16 protein-coding genes and 1 pseudogene are annotated in these 17,482 nt (G+C 48.9%); 6 read left to right on the top strand and 11 right to left on the bottom strand.

Going from position 1 to position 17,482, the window contains the following annotated elements:
- Positions 1 to 5: 5 nt before the first annotated feature.
- A pseudogene (locus tag PCOSP_RS08880) lies at positions 6 to 254 on the bottom strand (transposase); the annotation flags it as partial.
- 442 nt (positions 255 to 696) lie between these two features.
- On the opposite strand from PCOSP_RS08880, the gene PCOSP_RS08875 reads away from it, so the two are divergent.
- The 6 genes from PCOSP_RS08875 (at position 697) to rffA (ending at position 5,991) form a co-directional block, all read left to right on the top strand.
- Complete coding sequence (locus PCOSP_RS08875; protein WP_464710872.1) at positions 697 to 1,647, top strand: glycosyltransferase family 2 protein; 951 nt, start codon at positions 697 to 699, stop codon at positions 1,645 to 1,647.
- A 2-nt stretch (positions 1,648 to 1,649) separates the two neighbouring features.
- Positions 1,650 to 2,546, top strand: a complete 897-nt coding sequence (locus tag PCOSP_RS08870) for a DapH/DapD/GlmU-related protein (RefSeq protein WP_464710870.1) — start codon at positions 1,650 to 1,652, stop codon at positions 2,544 to 2,546.
- On the top strand, positions 2,543 to 3,172 hold the full coding sequence (locus PCOSP_RS08865; protein WP_464710869.1) for a hypothetical protein: 630 nt from the start codon (positions 2,543 to 2,545) through the stop codon (positions 3,170 to 3,172). The genes PCOSP_RS08870 and PCOSP_RS08865 overlap by 4 nt, the downstream gene beginning before the upstream one ends.
- A 264-nt stretch (positions 3,173 to 3,436) precedes the next feature.
- Positions 3,437 to 3,679: an acyl carrier protein gene (locus tag PCOSP_RS08860; RefSeq protein ID WP_464710868.1), complete on the top strand. Its 243-nt coding sequence runs from the start codon at positions 3,437 to 3,439 to the stop codon at positions 3,677 to 3,679.
- 129 nt (positions 3,680 to 3,808) lie between these two features.
- Entirely contained in the window at positions 3,809 to 4,771 is a 963-nt protein-coding gene (locus PCOSP_RS08855; protein WP_464710867.1) for a lysylphosphatidylglycerol synthase transmembrane domain-containing protein, read from the top strand.
- Between the two features lie 80 nt (positions 4,772 to 4,851).
- Entirely contained in the window at positions 4,852 to 5,991 is a 1,140-nt protein-coding gene (gene rffA / locus PCOSP_RS08850) for a dTDP-4-amino-4,6-dideoxygalactose transaminase (protein ID WP_464710866.1), read from the top strand.
- Positions 5,992 to 6,266: 275 nt separating this feature from the next.
- Here rffA and PCOSP_RS08845 read toward each other — a convergent pair whose 3' ends face one another.
- From PCOSP_RS08845 to PCOSP_RS08800, 10 genes are all read right to left on the bottom strand, one after another.
- On the bottom strand, positions 6,267 to 6,599 hold the full coding sequence (locus PCOSP_RS08845) for a ComEA family DNA-binding protein (protein WP_139647080.1): 333 nt from the start codon (positions 6,597 to 6,599) through the stop codon (positions 6,267 to 6,269).
- Between the two features lie 113 nt (positions 6,600 to 6,712).
- A complete protein-coding gene (locus tag PCOSP_RS08840) occupies positions 6,713 to 8,707 on the bottom strand; it encodes a polysaccharide biosynthesis protein (protein WP_464710865.1) in 1,995 nt (664 codons plus the stop codon).
- 279 nt (positions 8,708 to 8,986) lie between these two features.
- The gene (locus PCOSP_RS08835) at positions 8,987 to 10,165 is read right to left on the bottom strand and encodes a DegT/DnrJ/EryC1/StrS family aminotransferase (protein WP_464710863.1); all 1,179 of its coding nucleotides are present in this window, start codon (positions 10,163 to 10,165) and stop codon (positions 8,987 to 8,989) included.
- A gap of 83 nt (positions 10,166 to 10,248) precedes the next feature.
- On the bottom strand, positions 10,249 to 10,875 hold the full coding sequence (locus PCOSP_RS08830; RefSeq protein WP_464710862.1) for an acetyltransferase: 627 nt from the start codon (positions 10,873 to 10,875) through the stop codon (positions 10,249 to 10,251).
- A complete protein-coding gene (locus tag PCOSP_RS08825) occupies positions 10,872 to 11,468 on the bottom strand; it encodes a sugar transferase (RefSeq protein WP_139647088.1) in 597 nt (198 codons plus the stop codon). Before PCOSP_RS08825 ends, PCOSP_RS08830 begins: the two co-directional genes overlap by 4 nt.
- A gap of 36 nt (positions 11,469 to 11,504) precedes the next feature.
- Complete coding sequence (locus tag PCOSP_RS08820) at positions 11,505 to 12,725, bottom strand: glycosyltransferase family 4 protein (RefSeq protein WP_464710860.1); 1,221 nt, start codon at positions 12,723 to 12,725, stop codon at positions 11,505 to 11,507.
- A gap of 5 nt (positions 12,726 to 12,730) precedes the next feature.
- Positions 12,731 to 13,861: a non-hydrolyzing UDP-N-acetylglucosamine 2-epimerase gene (wecB, locus tag PCOSP_RS08815; protein WP_175385953.1), complete on the bottom strand. Its 1,131-nt coding sequence runs from the start codon at positions 13,859 to 13,861 to the stop codon at positions 12,731 to 12,733.
- A 97-nt stretch (positions 13,862 to 13,958) separates the two neighbouring features.
- Entirely contained in the window at positions 13,959 to 15,080 is a 1,122-nt protein-coding gene (gene wbjC, locus PCOSP_RS08810; protein WP_175385952.1) for a UDP-2-acetamido-2,6-beta-L-arabino-hexul-4-ose reductase, read from the bottom strand.
- 3 nt (positions 15,081 to 15,083) lie between these two features.
- Positions 15,084 to 16,118, bottom strand: a complete 1,035-nt coding sequence (locus PCOSP_RS08805; protein WP_139647312.1) for a polysaccharide biosynthesis protein — start codon at positions 16,116 to 16,118, stop codon at positions 15,084 to 15,086.
- The gene (locus tag PCOSP_RS08800; protein WP_464710857.1) at positions 16,111 to 17,361 is read right to left on the bottom strand and encodes a glycosyltransferase; all 1,251 of its coding nucleotides are present in this window, start codon (positions 17,359 to 17,361) and stop codon (positions 16,111 to 16,113) included. Before PCOSP_RS08800 ends, PCOSP_RS08805 begins: the two co-directional genes overlap by 8 nt.
- Positions 17,362 to 17,482 lie beyond the last annotated feature (121 nt).

Here is a 17,482-nt window from a genome sequence, read left to right as displayed (position 1 = left end):
GCGGTCTTAGTGATGCCTGCGACATTGGCCACTGTGTTCACCACGCTGAGCACCAAGCCTGACTCGTCGTCGGCCACGAGTGAGCTTTGGCTCCGACATAGTACTGGCTACCCTGCCTGGTTTGGTGCCTCTTTGGGTCGCGTTCCCCATCTTTGTTCCTCGTGGAACTGGGCGCATGATTCCGCGTTCCGTCAATGATGGTGTCTTGACGCGACGACAAACCACGGTCTCCAATAGCCATTCATCACGCCAAGAGCTTCGCTCACCAGCTGGTCTGCTTGCGCTTGCCAGCGTGCTCGGCTTTGGCAAAGGTCATTTTTTCCTCATCGAAAAAACTCGGCGCCTGATGTTCGGGGATTTTGCCAAGCGAGAAAGTCTTTTCCAGAGCTTCCCTGACGAGCTCCACGTCACATCACCGCCGGCCAATGCGCACCTTCCATCGAACATTCGAAAAAAGCTTCTTCCTCATCGCGTCGAGAGGGTTGATCACGACCGCCTGAGGAGGAGGCTGCCGTTCCTTGGAGATCCCTGGCAGGGATACATTGATTGCGGCGGCAAAATTTGTCGGTATTGCACAGAAACGGGGCCAACGCTCACAAGCAGTGACACCTGCTGCCCCATCGTCTAAAATTTCCGTCTTTATAACCGAAGCGACCTATCATCGTACAAAATCCAATGGTCAGGGCGAGGCTCCAGGTGATTGATAAAACCGTTTCAGTTAGCTTAGTTGTACCCGTTTATAAAAGCGCAAGTACACTTCCGGAGTTTTACGCACGGGCAAGCGCCACACTCGATCAGATTTGCAACGATTGGGAAATAATTCTAATCGATGATGCGAGTCCGGATCAGACCTGGTGCGCCGCTCTGACACTTCACGAAAAAGATCCCAGAATCAAGATTGTTCGCTTCGCGAAGAACAAAGGGCAACAACATGCTACGCTTTGCGGCATCACCTATGCGCGCAAACGCTTTGTCGTTACTATCGATGATGACCTACAGTGCTTCCCTGAAGATCTTCCCTTGTTCATTGACCTACTTCAAGCTGGTTCGCATGTCGTCATTGGAAAGATTCCCAAGGCTGAAAAACAGCACAGCGCCTGGCGTAATTTGGCATCTCGCCTCAACCAAAAACTGATTAGCAAGATACTTGGCAAGCCGACCAGTTTCGGCCTCTCGAGTTATAGAGCGATGAGCCAACAAGTGGCAAAGCAACTCGCCCGATATCAAGGTTCACACCCGCATGTCGCCGCGATGCTGTTCAACTCCGTGCCAGTAAGCATGATGGCTAATGTGACTATTCGCCACGCGTCCCGGGCCGATGGCGGTCCGAGTACCTATACTCTTGGCAAGATGTTCCAAACGCTATCGTTCCTTATCGTCAATTACTCACTCCTTCCCCTACGGTATGTCGTGATCTGGGGCCTTTTAGTCAGTGCATCGAGCATTCTGTTTGCTGTTTTTGTTTTGCTTCGAACCCTTCTGACTGACCATGTGGTACCCGGCTGGGCCTCACTGGCGATCCTGGTCTCATTCCTCGCTGGCAACATTCTTCTGGCCTTGGGCGTGCAAGGCGAATACCTCGGAAGATTGGTCGAAAACGCAACTGATCTTGGTCAGTTTCCAATTATTGAAGAGCACGTAGAATAACAATGACATCTGCCTACCGCGTCATGGATTATTTCCCTACTGAGCAGGTTTTAAACAGTGGTACCTTCACGCACCTCGACGAAATTGAAGCCCAAGCACCAGGCGCACTGGTGTATTGTCAGAACTTTCACTATCTATATAAAGCACTGAGCATGCCCAATGTGGCCTGCATCCTCTGTCCTGAAAATTTAAAAGACGAAGTATTGGCAACAGAAAAATCAATTGTATTCTGCGCCGATCCTCGCACTACCTTTTTTCACCTATATAATCGTTTGGTTGAAGAAACTACACGCGAGGCTGAATCAGCACCCACCATTGGTGAAAACTGTACTGTGCACCCTAGCGCGATCATTTCGCCGTTGGCCAAGCTGGGTAACAATGTCGAAGTTTCAGCAAACGTTGTCATCGAAGGCCCTGTCGAGATCGGAGACAACGTTTTCATCGGTTCGAATGCCGTAGTGGGCGCTGAGGGCCTCATCACCCTGCGCAACGCCGACGGAACACTGATGATGGTCAAGCATCAGGGTGGAGTACGCATCGGGTCGGGCTGTCAAGTACTCGCTGGCGCGGTGATTGCACGTTCTTTATTCCAGCAACCGACCACCATCCACGATAATTGCCAGATTGGCATCATGAGCAATATTGGTCACGGCGCGGTGATTGGCAAAAACTGCGTGGTATCTGGCAACACCGTGGTCGCCGGGCGCTCTCGCTTGGGAGCAGGCGTATGGGTCGGTGCCTCCTGCTCCATCGCCCAGGGCCTGGTGATCGGGGATGCGGTACAAATAAAAATGGGCTCGGTAGTCATCAGCGACATCGCACCACATAGCGTTGTGTCCGGAAACTTCGCGATCAATCATAGAGCTAACATGACGGCCCATCTGGGGAAATTGAAGTGATGCACTCCATTAAGCTTTCATTGGGTTTCAAGGGCAAACGGACTTATGTACAAGGCTCCGACATGCTCGACGCCACGATGCAATCCATTATGGATCACACGCCGCACGCACGAATCGAAAAGCTCGACTTCAAAATAGGTACAATGACCAGTCATTTGCTCAATTGTTGTTGGTGGCCAAGATCCACTCCGCAGGCACCAGCGGGTAAAAATATCGCCAATTTCACCTTTTACCTCGATGGCGTTGAACATGAAGGTAGATTGACTCAGGCCGAAGGACTTGCCGAAGATCGACGCGCCTATGACGAGTCACTGATCGAAAGCAACTGCCGTTACTCCGATGCCAGGCATTCGATTAGCCTGACGAACATGCCAGCAGACTTTTCCTCGATAGAAGTGCTGATATACCTGAACAAGGCGTTACATCTCAAAGAACTGTGCCTACCCACTGGTAGCCAGTGGGTTTTCTGTCGCTGGGAAAGCCCCAAATGGCCGTTGAATCATGACTTGAGCGGGGTAGAGCTGACACTGGAGCAAACGCTCGGGACTCGATTGACCCGCAGCAACATTCAGCTCAAGGCAGAGCACATCGGGACAATCTACTTCAGTGCCCTCAACGTCGAGTAGCTTTCTCCGACCGGCATATAAGATTGGATCAGGGCCACCTTGGCAAGCCTATGACGCAGGCCCCGTGGCTCTTTCGCCTCCATGGGTTGTGTCATTCTGCAGATAGCAACAAGGAGCACCCAGTGCCGTATGGATTGTGGCAAAATCTCCATCGTTGAATTCAATTGCCGCAGACAATCTCGTCTACCGCTAGTAACTCCATCCAACCCCGAGCAGTACAAGCGCACCACCGGGGTGACTACGATTCCTGAGGAAATACCACCCATGTCCAAGACAAAAGAAAAAATCATCGAAATTATTGCCCAAACGAATGTTGTAGCTGACGCCTCGATGCTGCGCGATAACATTAACCTGGCCGATCAGGGGATTGATTCTATGGACATATTCACTATTATGCTAGCTATCCAAGATTATTATGAGATTCAGATACCTGACTCGGACATCGAGAGTCTTCTCAGCATAAATGATCTGACCCACTACATAGAGTCAAAACAAAAACTGCAATAGTCATTACCGCGCAAGGGAGGAAACAAGTATGTACAACCTCCCCACCTTATGCTGTATTCAAACGCGACAGGATATCCCCCCATGTCTCAGCGCAGTGTTAGTCTCGCCCTTCAACTCTGAGCAGCTCATATGCCTGTGATGCTATTTAAAATGTCTATTGCCATTCTTCTCGGCGTATTTCTGGTGCAGACGTTCGACCTTAAACTAACCGCGCTAATCGGCGACATTACAGAATGGCATTACTTCATTTTGGCGGCTTGCATCCCAATAACACTAAGCTCATTCTTTTCCGCTAACCGCTGGCAGGTATTTTTACGAATTAACTCAATAGATGAAACTCTTGCAACTCTGTGGAAAATAAGTTTGATATCTCAATTCCAAGGTTTGTTTTTTCCATCGACGCAAGGAGGTGATGCTTTTCGTATATTTCACATCGAACGACGTCATCCAAATAAGCGAGGCTTGGCGGGCAGTACGGTAATCATTGAGCGTATGATGGGACTATTGGTGTTATGTGCCTGTACTCTTTCAGCCCTACCTTTCTTACCTTTGTTCACGGAATATACTTCACTCATCATCACCGTAGGCACTATTAGCGGCCTAGCGGTAGGCGTCCAATTGCTACTCATCAGCAAAAAAATCTATAGACTCTATAATCACTACACCGTTAAGAACGCAACCCTTTCTCGCTTGTTAAGGTATATACAGAACCTCCACGCAAGCATGGTAAACTTCCCCTATCGGCGGGCAGTTAGATCATCATTACTTTATATTTTTTGCTATCAGATTTCTCTGATATCAGTGGTGTATCTAGTATTTCGATCGTATGGCTATGATATTCCCTTCGTACAACATTTTGCGCTCTATCCTGTTATCGCGATCCTGACCATGATCCCGATAACCATAGGTGGCCTTGGGGTGCGGGAAGGTTTTTTTGTGTATTTCTATAGCCTACTGGGGGTACCTGCAAATATTGCTGTAGGCGCTTCGCTAGCAAATTACGCAATTATGGCGCTAATCCCATCCGCTTTCGGTGGAATCATTTACATATTGGATACTGTTCGGGAAAGTCGTCTCAAAAACAAAAAGTAGCGAAGCAGATTAATGAATCTCAGATCGTATCCGCTCCTTAAATCGATCTGTTGGAGAAAACTATAACCGGGAGACATGCAGTGAGCGAATCTAAAATCCCCTTTAATCGCCCTTACATGACGGGAAAGGAACTTTACTATATCGCGGAAGCAAAGTTCCTCAACAAGCTCTCGGGCGATGGACCTTTTACTCGGCGCTGCCATCAGTGGCTGGAGCATTACAGCACCAGCAACAAAGTACTTTTAACACACTCATGCACTGCAGCCTTGGAAATGTCCGCGCTACTGCTGGATATTCAACCTGGGGACGAAGTCATCATGCCGTCTTACACATTCGTTTCCACCGCTAATGCATTTGTGTTGCGTGGCGGGATACCAGTGTTTGTAGATATCAGAGAAGACACTTTAAATTTGGACGAAAGGTTGATTGAAGCCGCGATTACACCTCGCACCAAGGCAATCGTTGCGGTTCACTACGCCGGAGTCGCGTGTGAAATGGACACGATAATGGAGATCGCCCGTCGGCATGGTCTTCACGTGGTCGAAGATGCCGCGCAGGGAGTCATGTCCTCATATAAGGGAAGGGCCCTAGGCAGTATCGGGGACTTAGGGGCATACAGCTTCCATGAAACCAAGAACGTGATTTCCGGTGAAGGAGGCGCGCTATTGGTTAATGATCCGTCCATGTCGTTACGCGCGGAGATCATCCGAGAGAAAGGTACGGACCGAAGTCGCTTTTTCAGGGGTGAGGTTGACAAGTACACCTGGCAAGAGGTTGGCTCCTCGTATCTACCAGGTGAGTTGACCGCTGCTTTTCTTTGGGCACAGTTGGAAGAAGCACAGTCGATTACACAAAACCGCCTGGATAGCTGGAACTACTATCACCAAGCACTCGAAGGACTCGAATCGTTAGGCGCGTTACGTCGCCCGATCATTCCGGCAAATTGCACGCACAATGCGCACATGTATTATGTTTTGCTTGCTCCCGGCATCGACCGTCAACGCACGATTGATAAGCTTAAGCACGACAATATTTACTCGGTGTTCCACTACGTGCCGTTGCACTCCTCACCAGCAGGAGTTCGTTACGGACGCAGCCATGGCACGATGACAAATACTGACAGCCTATCGGAACGCTTGATCCGCCTACCGCTGTGGATGGGGCTGACCAAGGAGCAGTTGACGGGCATCGTCGACTCACTAGAACACGCGGTTTCCTGAAGAGCGCCACGCGCCGTGTGGCTTTTCTGCAATCGCAAAGGTACGAAGACAGAATCGATAGATTGAGGTCAGGAGAAACGCAATGACCTCATCCTGTTGAACGCCGAGTCATCAGACTGGCCCTGGAAAAGAAATGGGGAGTACAGCAGTCGAGGTCACAGCGTAGCTGTGAAAGTGGGGTTCATGGAGCGCTTACCAAGATCGCGCCTACGTTGGGCCGACATGCAAAAAAGCCGGTCGTCAAGACCGGCTTTTTTCGCTAGGGCAGTTGTATCTCAATTCACCTCCAGCTTGTCGCGATTCCTGTCTACAATGGCCTTGCCAATTCCTTTAACCTCAAGCAACTCTTCTACCGATGAAAACGGTCCATTACTTTCGCGATAAGCAACAATCGCGTCAGCCTTCGCCTTGCCAACCCCCGCAAGCTCTCGTTGCAGGGTCGCGGCGTCAGCACTGTTAAGATCGATTGTCCCGGGAACAGACGCTGCCGCTTGTGTGACTAGCGGTGACGACACAGCTTCCGGATTGGCGGCCGGTGCGGCGATAACAGCTATTGAAGCGCTGGTCAGAAGGGCAAAAACCAAGGAGGAGAAATAGCTTGTACGCATTAATGAAGCTCCATGACATCGTTAAGAAAGTAGCAGCTCTCCGAAGCTGCTTCCTAAACCTAGGCGAGAATGGGGCGCTGTCAAAAATACGTACGTTACAATCTGTGTAACAATCAGGGTTCGACGCGGCGTTGTTGATAAATCCAGTCCACGATTTCACCCTCAGGAGCATAGCCACTGACTGTATCTCGCAAGAGTTGACGGACTCTAGCGTAATCGTATTGATCGATAGCCGTCAGCAATTCCTCCAGCTTTACCTTGAGCACATCCCATGAAAGGTAGTTTTCCGTGGCCCTCATGATCATGGGGTGTTGTGTCGCCTCGACGTTATCCCCAATCAACAACTCCTCATATAGCTTCTCACCTGGGCGAAGCCCTGTGAACTGGATAGCGATATCTCCATGAGGATTTTTTTCAGATCGTACACTTAGCCCCGACAGATGAATCATCTTTTCCGCCAGTTCCACTATTTTTACCGGCTCGCCCATATCGAGAACAAAAACATCTCCTCCCTGCCCCATTGATCCGGCCTGGATGACAAGCTGAGAAGCCTCAGGAATCGTCATGAAATAGCGAGTGATTTTTGGGTGAGTGACCGTCAATGGGCCGCCAGATTTGATCTGCTTATGGAAAAGAGGAATAACCGAGCCGGACGACCCCAATACGTTGCCGAACCTGACCATAGTGAAGCGGGTTTTGTTGACTCTGGAGACACAAGTTCTATCGCCAAACAACACTGGCGCCTTTTCGCAACTAAGTGCTTGTAGAGTCAACTCGGCCAGCCGTTTGGTACTGCCCATTACATTCGTAGGGCGCACAGCCTTATCAGTGGATATCAGGACAAAATTTTCGACCCCTGCCTGCAACGCGGCTTGAGCCGTATATAACGTTCCAATTACGTTATTCAACACCCCTTCCGCGATATTATGCTCGACCATAGGGACGTGTTTATAGGCGGCTGCGTGGTAAACCGTATTCACCTTCCACGTTTTCATCACATCCAGCAGTTTTTCCTGATTTCGCACAGATCCGAGGATAGGAAATAGGCGAACATTCAGCGACTCACGTTCGACACGCTGCTCTAACTCCGAAAGAATACTGTAAAGATTAAATTCGCTATGCTCAAAAAGAATAAGCGTCTTCGGATTCAATAGTAATATCTGCCGGCATAGTTCGGAACCGATTGAGCCACCGGCACCAGTAACTAATACCGACTGATCTGTGATGCAGCGCTGCAATAAACTCCTTAACGCCGGCACCGCATCTCGGCCCAGCAGGTCTGCTATATCAACTTCCTGAATATCATCAACTTTAACACGACCGCTGGCGAGGTCCATGAAGCCAGGAACACTACGGACATGAAGGGGAAACCCTTCCAAAAAACCAAGTATCTCCCGCCGACGCCCCCGTGTGGCGGAGGGTATCGCGAGCAATATTTCTTGCGCGCCTGTCTCTTCAATCATCTGTTCTATGTGTTTGGGCTTGTAAACTTGCAGTCCAGAAATAACTCGATCAGCAATACTGCTGTCATCATCAATGAACGCGACAGGACGCATGACACGCCCCATTCGTAATGCTGCAACTAACTGATTTCCTGCAGCTCCCGCACCGAAGATTGCAACTCTTGGCAGTCCGTCATCCCGGTTAGCGAACGGCACATGTTGCGCGGCGGCGAACCAATCCCCCAGAAAATATTGACGCATGGCCAGCCGCAATCCGCCAATCATTATTAAACTCAGCCACCAATAATTAAAAATTATGGACCGCGGCACGATATTCTGATGATTGCTATACCAATATAGGACCAAGCCCAGAACCAATGATGAAAGGGTTACGGCTTTAATAATGGCGACAAGCGCGTCATTACCAAAATAGCGCATTACCGCACGATACATACCAAAGCGTATAAACAGAGGGATGGCAACTACCGGAGCGCTCAGAAACAACCAAGTATGAGCGACAAGCGGATTGACCATATCATCAAGGCCAAGGCGAACCAAAAAGGAAAGCCACAATGCGACCCATACCAGAACGACGTCAGTGGACACTTGAATAAGCCGTTTATGACGACGTGGCAGGCCCAGCAAAAATGTGCGTAACTTATCCATAAACCTGTCGAACACCTCGAAAACGCCCCTATTGATTATCTGTCACGAGCATACTTTTCCTAGCGTACCCGTCACGCCATGAATCCTGATTAGCACAGTAAAACGAAAATACAACACGCTTCGTAAACTCTGCGCCAGTCAATGTATTTACTCACCATCGATAATGAATGATCCGATGGGACAGATCCCATCTCAGCAACCTCGGCAAATCGCCAGCATCTCGAACCAGTAGGCCTCCGAGGCAAATACGGCGATTCAGATCAAGCTTCGGCTGGATCCTCAGCACTTACAAGCTTGTTGCAGCACTATCCGCATCACTTCGCATGTTTTTTGGATCTCCATATCAGTAAGCGTTGGATGCACCAGGAACATCAGGCTAGTCTCGCCCAGTTCCTTGGCCACAGGCAGCCGTACCTCAGGCCGCCACCCCGTGTCGTCAAAAGCTTTCTCTAGATAGACCTCAGAGCAAGAGCCTGAAAAGCATGGCACGCCCAGAGCATTGATTTCGGCAATGATACGGTCACGATTCCAATCGGACTTCAACTGCTGCGGCTCTACAAAGACATAGCATTTATAAGCAGCATGGACATGATCCTCAGGAACAGCGGGCACCCGTAAACCTTTCAACTCCCGGGCATGCGACCAGATACGCTCAGCATTACGGATCCGGTTGTCGTGCCATTCCTGCATGCGACGAAGCTGTATCCGCCCCACGACGGCCTGCAATTCCAGCATACGCCAATTCGTACCAAAGCTTTCATGCAACCAGCGGAATCCTGGTTGATGCTCACGTTCGTAGATCGCATTCCAACTCTTGCCATGGTCCTTGTATGACCACATTTTCAACCAAAGGTCTCGATCATTCGTCGTGACCATCCCACCTTCACCGCCGGTGGTCATGATCTTGTCCTGGCAGAATGACCAAGCTCCTATATGACCAATGGAACCAACAGCCCGCCCCTTATACCTAGCACCGTGTGCTTGAGCGCAGTCTTCGATTACCTTGAGACCATGAAGGGAGGCGAGCTCCATGATCGGATCCATATCACAAGGCCACCCAGCAAGATGAACACAGATTATTCCCCGGGTCCGAGGCGTCAACACCGACTGGATAGTCTCTGCCGTTATGTTCTGGGTATCCCGATCCACCTCGGCGAAAATGGGAACAGCCCCGGCATTGACGATGCTGGAAACTGAAGCAAGAAAGGTTCGAGGGGTGACGATGACCTCGTCTCCAGGGCCAATATCAAGAGCCTTCAAAGCGAGATCAAGCGCAACGGTGCCGTTCGTCAGGGCGACAGCGTGCGCTGTGCCAGTCCATGCGGCGAACTCCTTCTCAAACTCGCGACACTCTTGTCCGGTCCAGTAGTTGACCTTATTGGACAAAACTACGTCACGAACGGCATTGGCCTCTTCCTCTGTGAACGAAGGCCAAGGAGAAAATGGAGTATTCAACACGTTTTTTACCTGTCATCCAGAATTAATAAAGAATCGTCGAAAACTCAAACGGCCAGTCCGTCTTGCGGATTCATTGGTAAAGCTCAGGGGCTGACAATCTCACGAGCGGGTGTCCCTACCACTGTCATGTTATCAGATATATCGCACACCACCGTGGAGCCTGCTCCCACCGTTACGTTAACGCCGATGCTGAGCACCTGCCTGACACTCGCTCCGATACCAATCCAGCTTCCATCACCGACGCTTACGGCCCCCGCCAGTCGAGCGCCTGGACTGACATGCACACATAAGCCAAGAACGCAGTCGTGATCGACACTACAGCCGGTGTTCAGGATCGCTCCTTCACCAACAGAGGCGTAGGCATTGACTACCGCAGATGCGAATACGACGCTTCCAGGACCGATGTTAGCGTATCGACTTACAGTGGACGAAGGATGCACCAGTACTGGCAGTCTCGCACCAGAAGCTTTTAGCTCGTCAATTTTATTCCGCCGAATACGGTTGTTGCCAATAGCCACCAGTACACCGTCGAACTCCTCCACGCGAGCAACTAGATCTTCGGTGTTACCAACTACCGGCCATACCCCGATGGAACTGACGCTTGGCCACGCATCGTCAAAGAACTCGATAGCTTGCCATCCGCAGCACTCTGCAGTGTCGGCGACAACCTTCCCATGGCCACTCGCCCCAAGAATCGCCAACCTCTTCATTTCTTCGAACCCGTGAACCTAGGCATTGTAACTTCGCCCTCGGCACTGATTCCGTCGCGGATCAATACCTTCTTTACCGTGAGGAAGATGATTTTAAGATCAAGCCACAATGACTGATTTTCTACATACCAAACATCAAGCTGAAATTTTTCGTCCCAAGACAACGCATTTCGACCGTTTATTTGAGCCCAACCGGTCACGCCTGGACGTACATCGTGCCTACGGACTTGCATCTCATCGTACAGAGGCAGATATTCCATCAGCAGCGGACGTGGCCCAACCAGGCTCATATCTCCCTTGATCACGTTCCAGAGCTCAGGCAACTCATCCAGACTACTCGACCGAAGAAATCTGCCAAAGTCTGTCATACGTTCAGAATCAGGTAGCGGGTGACCTTTGGCATCCATGGCATCTCGCATAGTACGAAATTTCACCATCTCAAAAGGTATACCTCCGAGACCGGGCCTCACTTGACGAAACAGAATCGGCGATCCTAATCGCTTGTGAATCAAGTACGCGATGATCGCTATCACGGGAGACAAGACAATCAATCCGGCCAGGGAGGCCACAATATCGAAGACACGTTTTAACATCGGAGCTCCACGGAAAAACAGCTTACTATTCAGATTCTATTTCGATAATCGCCTGAAGTGTGCCGCAAAACGCTCAACACCTACCTGCAAGGACAGCTCCTTACGATAAAAAGCCTGTCCATTTTCAGCCATCAGAGCACGCCCCTCCTCGGAAACTTCCATCAACGCAATGATAGCCTCAGCAAGCGCCCGGGGATTGTCCGACTCACTGACAACACCACAACCAGCATCGCGTATGAGGTCGGCCGCATCACCTTCCACAGCCATCAATATTGGCTTCCCAGCCGCCATATATGCCTGGGTTTTGGAAGGAATGGTGATCCTGAACAACGGATCTTTCTTCAAATGCACAAGCAATGCATCAGCGCCGGCTAAATAAGCACCCACTTCAGACATAGGAACGGCTGGCAGAAAAAAAATATCCTGTAGCTTTTCCCTTTCGACAAGTGTCTCCAACCTCGAGGCCTCTACTCCGCCACCAAGAAAAATAAACGCCACTTGTTTGTTTTTTTCCCGTAGTAACTGAGCAGCCTCAATAACTGTATACAGCGACTGAGCCTTGCCCATATTTCCAGCAAATAATATTCGAAATTTAGTGGTCTCTGGAAATTGATCAGGAAGGCTTACCGAACTAGAACTAACCAAATCCTCTGCACACCAGTTGTATATCACATCGATTTTTTGCTTAGGCACCCCCCGCTCAATTAGCAAGCGTTTGAACCCTGGCGACAACACCACGATCTGATCCACATGTCGATAAACCCAATTGCACACACTTGAGACAACTTTCAAGAGCTTTTCGCTGGAAAACATTCCCGTAGCTTTGAGCGTGTCTGGCCACATATCCTGAATGTCGTAAACCACCGGTACTCGCCGAAAAAAACGAATGAACGCCGCTGCAATTCCGACCGTCAGCGGAGGATGGTAAGCGTAAATGACATCAGGCTTCTTTGCGCGAAGAAGACCATATAACAGGGCGCTGGCTGCAAAACTAACATAGTTTAGCACCCGCCCAATACCGCTCTGCCCGTGGCTAGGATAGAGCGGCACACGCGTTATATGGATACCGTCAACAACCTCTCGTTGAAGCGCTTTAATTTTATAGCCAGGATACAACTTCCCGCCTGGATAATTGGGAAACCCCGTAACGACTTCAACTTCAAAGCCCTGCGCAACCAACTCACGAGCAAAAACCAGTCCTTTGAAAGTCGGCTCAGGATCAAACCATTGCGTGAGCAGTAACACACGAATAGCCATGCGTATTAATACCTTCTCCAGACGGTCCGCATAACATAGTCGCGATAGCTATGTATGATACGCACTACTTTCTCTGCTACATTTGGCATACTGTAGTCTGAAACAAGCCGCATGCTGCGCTCCGCACCGCGACTTTGTTCTTCCAGTACGTATAAGCCCTGCATCACACGCTCGATTTCCAGGCCTACCATCATTACAGCAGCTTCCTCCATCCCCTCAGGACGCTCATGCGCCTCCCGAATATTCAACGCCGGAAAGTTAAGAATAGAGGACTCTTCGTTGATGGTGCCACTATCGGACAGAACCGCCTTGGACTCCAACTGTAACTTGTTATAATCCTTGAAACCGAGTGGCTTGAGTAGCTGAACATTTGAATGAAACTTTACGCCGAGTTCATCAACTCGTTTTTTTGTACGCGGATGCGTGGAGACGATAACCGGATATCCATAATGCTCAGCAACGCCATTAAGAGTTTCGACCAGCTTGCCGAAATTTTTATCCGAATCAATATTTTCCTCGCGATGTGCGCTGACTACGAAAAACTTGCCCTTTTCCAAGCCAAGGCGAGAAAGAACATCTGACTCTTCAATACCCTCACGATAATAATTTAACACCTCAAACATAGGACTACCGGTTTTTATAACCATATCAGGCGAGAGCCCCTCCCGAAGGAGATAATCACGTGCAATCGTACTGTAAGTCAGATTAATATCGGCAGTATGGTCGACAATTCGACGATTGATTTCTTCAGGTACACGCATGTCAAAGCAACGATTACCGGCTTCCATATGAAATGTCGGAATTTTCCGTCGCTTTGCCGGAATCACGGCCATACAACTATTTGTATCCCCCAGTACCAACAGAGCTTCAGGCAACACCTCAGACAGAAGTCGGTCGACACCAATGATCACATTACCTATTGTTTCGGCCCCGCTTGCACCCGCAGCGTTCAAAAAGTGATCAGGCTTTCGGATACCTAGATCCTGGAAAAAAATCTCGTTCAATTCGTAATCATAATTTTGCCCAGTGTGAACAAGAATATGATCACAATACTGATCCAAGGCAGCCATCACACGCGACAAACGAATGATCTCTGGACGGGTCCCTACGACAGTTACAACCTTTAATTTTTTCATTTCAGAAACCACACTGAATAATAATTAAACAACCATGAATCCATCGAGACCACAATAAATCAACGAATCCAAGCTGAAACTCTTATAATTAAAAGCCTTATTGAATAGACGTAGCTACTGGACGAGTGTAGGTATCCGGGAGCTCGCGATCAAAAATTTCATTGGCCCAAAGCATGACTATCATCTCCTCCCCCCCCACATTCGTGATGTCGTGAGTCCATCCCGGAACAGTTTCCACTATCTCCGGTTTTTCACCCGATGTGAATAACTCGTAAAACTCACCGGAAACAATATGGCGAAATCGAAAACAAGCCGTACCTTTAATCACCAGAAATTTTTCAGTTTTCGAATGATGATAATGCCCACCGCGAGTGATTCCAGGATGGGCTGTAAAGTATGAGAACTGACCGCTATCAGCCGTTTTCAGCATCTCAACAAATACACCCCGAGAATCTCCATACTTGGGAACTTCATAAGTAAAGCGATCCGGGGAAAGATAACTGACGTAGGTAGAGTAAAGAGCCCTTATCAACCCTTTCCCCACGGGCTCAGTAATTAACGTATCTCGACTATCACGAAATGCCTCCAGCTGCTTTGCCAGTGCACCCACACTAATAGTGTACGTAGGCTCCACGGTAGCAAAGCGCTCAGATGAAAGCAGCCCATCCATCGCGGCAATGAAGTGTCTGATAACATCATCTATATAGACAAGATCAATTTTCGCCTGAGCATCGTGAATCTGTATTGGCAAGCCCTGAACAGTATTATGACAAAACGTAGCAACAGCAGAGTTATAGTTAGGACGTGCCCACTTACCAAAAACATTTGGCAGTCTGAATACGTAGACCTTTATACCGTAATTATCGGCCAGTTCGGTCAACGCCGCTTCAGCTCCGCGCTTACTATTACCGTAAGCATTGTCCAGCTCGGCCTGACTAGAAGAGGTATAAAGCACAGGAATCGAACGACCACTTAGCGCTACAGCATCACAAATTGCGCGAGTTAAGTCGGTGTTACCAGCCTTGAACTCTTCCGGATTCTGCGGACGATTAACACCCGCCAAATGGAATACAAAATCCACTTGCGTGAGCAAGCTAGGTAATTGAGCAACGTCATCCTCTCGAGTAAATCGCAGGATTTCTACGTCGCTGCGCTCACCTAGGTGCGCTATGAGATTCTTACCGATAAATCCGTTGGAGCCGGTAATTAGCACCTTCATTTCCTACTCCTCAGGTGTTGCTTGTTCGCCGCGTTGTATTGCGCGCATGAAATTAAGCTTAAGCAATAGCTCTTTCATACCGTCCACATCCAACTGAGTAGTGTTATGGGAGTTGTAATCTTCCGAGTGAGATATTTTTTCTTCACCTTCCTCTACGAATTTTGAGTAGTTCAAATCACGCAGATCAGGCGGTACTCGGAAATAATCACCGCGATCTTCGGCACAAGCCATCTCCTCCCGACTCAGCAATGCTTCGTAAAGCTTCTCACCATGCCGAGTACCAATGACTTGGATCGGATGTTCTGGAACTTTAAGCATCTGAGTTAACGCCCTGGCAAGCGTTTCTACCGTCGCTGCTGGTGCTTTCTGTACGAACAGATCGCCATTGTTACCATGCTGAAAAGCATACAACACCAAGTCCACCGCATCGGCCAACGTCATCATGAAGCGGGTCATGCTCGGATCGGTTAGGGTCAAAGGCTTCCCATCACGAATCTGCTGAATGAACAAAGGTATCACCGAGCCGCGTGACGCCATTACATTGCCGTAGCGCGTACCACAAATCACGGTCTTCTCATCGTCAGCGCTGCGCGACTTGGCAACCATCACCTTTTCCATCATAGCCTTTGAAATACCCATCGCATTGATCGGGTATACAGCTTTGTCGGTACTCAAGCAAACTATGCGCTTGACATCGTTCTGAATCGCAGCTTCCAAAACGTTTTCAGTACCCAAGACGTTTGTCTTCACCGCTTCCATTGGATGAAATTCACACGAGGGTACTTGTTTTAAAGCGGCAGCGTGAAAGACATAGTCTACTCCACGAGTGGCGCTCAAGACACTTTGATAATCACGCACATCGCCGATATAAAATTTCAGCTTTGGATTTGCGTAGATCTTACGCATATCATCCTGCTTCTTTTCATCTCGACTAAAGATACGAATCTCAGCGATATCAGTATTCAAAAACCGTTTAAGTACCGCATTACCAAAAGAACCAGTCCCGCCGGTGATCAACAATTTCTTACCGTTAAAAATGGTCATTTTTTTCCTCCATAAAACTTATAATTTTTCGTCCGACGGCAGAGCTGGACTTATTCCTCAGAAGCCAGACTCTACCATATTCCGCCTTTTTGAACAAAATCTGTCGATTAGCCGCGCAAAAATCTGTCAACGCCGCGCAGATCCCTTCAGACGTGGAGTCCTCAATAACATTTAAGAACTCAAAATACTCTTTGGGTATTCCGTCAAGTCGCGTGGTGAGAACAGGTATCCCGCTGGCCATGTACTCCAGCAGCTTGGAAGGGAATGAGTACCGTGTGTAACGTTCTTGCGGATTCCTAGTTAAAATCAAACACGCCGCTCTAGCTTGTATACTCTCAACCTCTTTTGCACTCAAGAAGCCTAAATATTTAATTGACGAATGACACTTCGACACTTCCGAAAGATATGATTCCAGCTCACCGCGACCACACAGCCAAAGTTCGTAGCCAGTATTCGCCTTAATAAAGCCTTCGACCAGCTCTACAATTCCATAGGCTTTACTGAGGCCTCCGGCATAGAAAATGATGCCGCTCTCTTCTTCCTTGGGTGCATTGTGAGATGCTTCGCTCCCTGAGTGGACGATACCTTCAAGAACCATGAACGGTTTTTTCGACCACCTAGAGCTATCAGCAACCATATACTCACTTGCAACAAAAACTCCCGCGGATCGAGAAATTAGATTATCGATCAACCAACTATCTATTTTTTTCAAGACCCTCGTAACAAGGAGCCTGCCTACTCCCATATCCATATAAATGGGAAGGTCAGGTATATAAACAAAATAATTAACGCCCAGGAGTTTACGGAATACATACGCGGCGACCAGGTTTGGCGTATGAGCAGCGTAAACGCAAACCATATCTGTTTTGGATTTTCGCAAACGAAAGAGTCCATAGAGAGTTCCGAGCAGGCGACTGAACATTTTTAGCATCGGCAGATTGAGAAGAGGGACAATACGGCAACTGCCTTCGTTATTGACCTTCTGCATACCAGGAAAAAATATCCTTTTATTTCGTGGGTATGTAGAAACCGCAATGCTCGCAACGGTATTTACGAAAGCACCACCCAAGCGCATAGCATCGAGGAACCTACCCTCAAGCTTATATGCAGCTACTTGAGGAAAGGAATCGCCTTTTGAGTACTTCTCAAAATACTCGTCTCCAACATAGAATCCCAACAAGACAATATTTTTTCTCATTCCGACCTTCTTAAAACCAACCAGACCGACCAAAGCCATCTGCCTGCGCACTCATGCAACACGAACGAACCAACCAAATAAATACGTACGCATAACGTGCAGCAACAAGGCGAATATCCAGCCACCGAAACCCTACAGAACCAACATGATAACGTATACC

The organism is Pseudomonas sp. MAFF 730105 (genome assembly GCF_055380705.1).
This window is presented reverse-complemented; position numbering and strand designations above follow the sequence as displayed.

Bases quoted from the DNA above. Each gene is read 5' to 3' on its own strand.
- PCOSP_RS08870 (WP_464710870.1), top strand. From the start codon at position 1,650: ATGACATCTGCCTACCGCGTCATGGATTATTTCCCTACTGAGCAGGTT.
- PCOSP_RS08860 (WP_464710868.1), top strand. From the start codon at position 3,437: ATGTCCAAGACAAAAGAAAAAATCATCGAAATTATTGCCCAAACGAAT.
- PCOSP_RS08855 (WP_464710867.1), top strand. From the start codon at position 3,809: ATGCCTGTGATGCTATTTAAAATGTCTATTGCCATTCTTCTCGGCGTA.
- PCOSP_RS08845 (WP_139647080.1), bottom strand. From the start codon at position 6,599: ATGCGTACAAGCTATTTCTCCTCCTTGGTTTTTGCCCTTCTGACCAGC.
- PCOSP_RS08840 (WP_464710865.1), bottom strand. From the start codon at position 8,707: ATGGATAAGTTACGCACATTTTTGCTGGGCCTGCCACGTCGTCATAAA.
- PCOSP_RS08830 (WP_464710862.1), bottom strand. From the start codon at position 10,875: ATGAAGAGGTTGGCGATTCTTGGGGCGAGTGGCCATGGGAAGGTTGTC.
- PCOSP_RS08825 (WP_139647088.1), bottom strand. From the start codon at position 11,468: ATGTTAAAACGTGTCTTCGATATTGTGGCCTCCCTGGCCGGATTGATT.
- PCOSP_RS08820 (WP_464710860.1), bottom strand. From the start codon at position 12,725: ATGGCTATTCGTGTGTTACTGCTCACGCAATGGTTTGATCCTGAGCCG.
- wecB (WP_175385953.1), bottom strand. From the start codon at position 13,861: ATGAAAAAATTAAAGGTTGTAACTGTCGTAGGGACCCGTCCAGAGATC.
- wbjC (WP_175385952.1), bottom strand. From the start codon at position 15,080: ATGAAGGTGCTAATTACCGGCTCCAACGGATTTATCGGTAAGAATCTC.
- PCOSP_RS08800 (WP_464710857.1), bottom strand. From the start codon at position 17,361: ATGGCTTTGGTCGGTCTGGTTGGTTTTAAGAAGGTCGGAATGAGAAAA.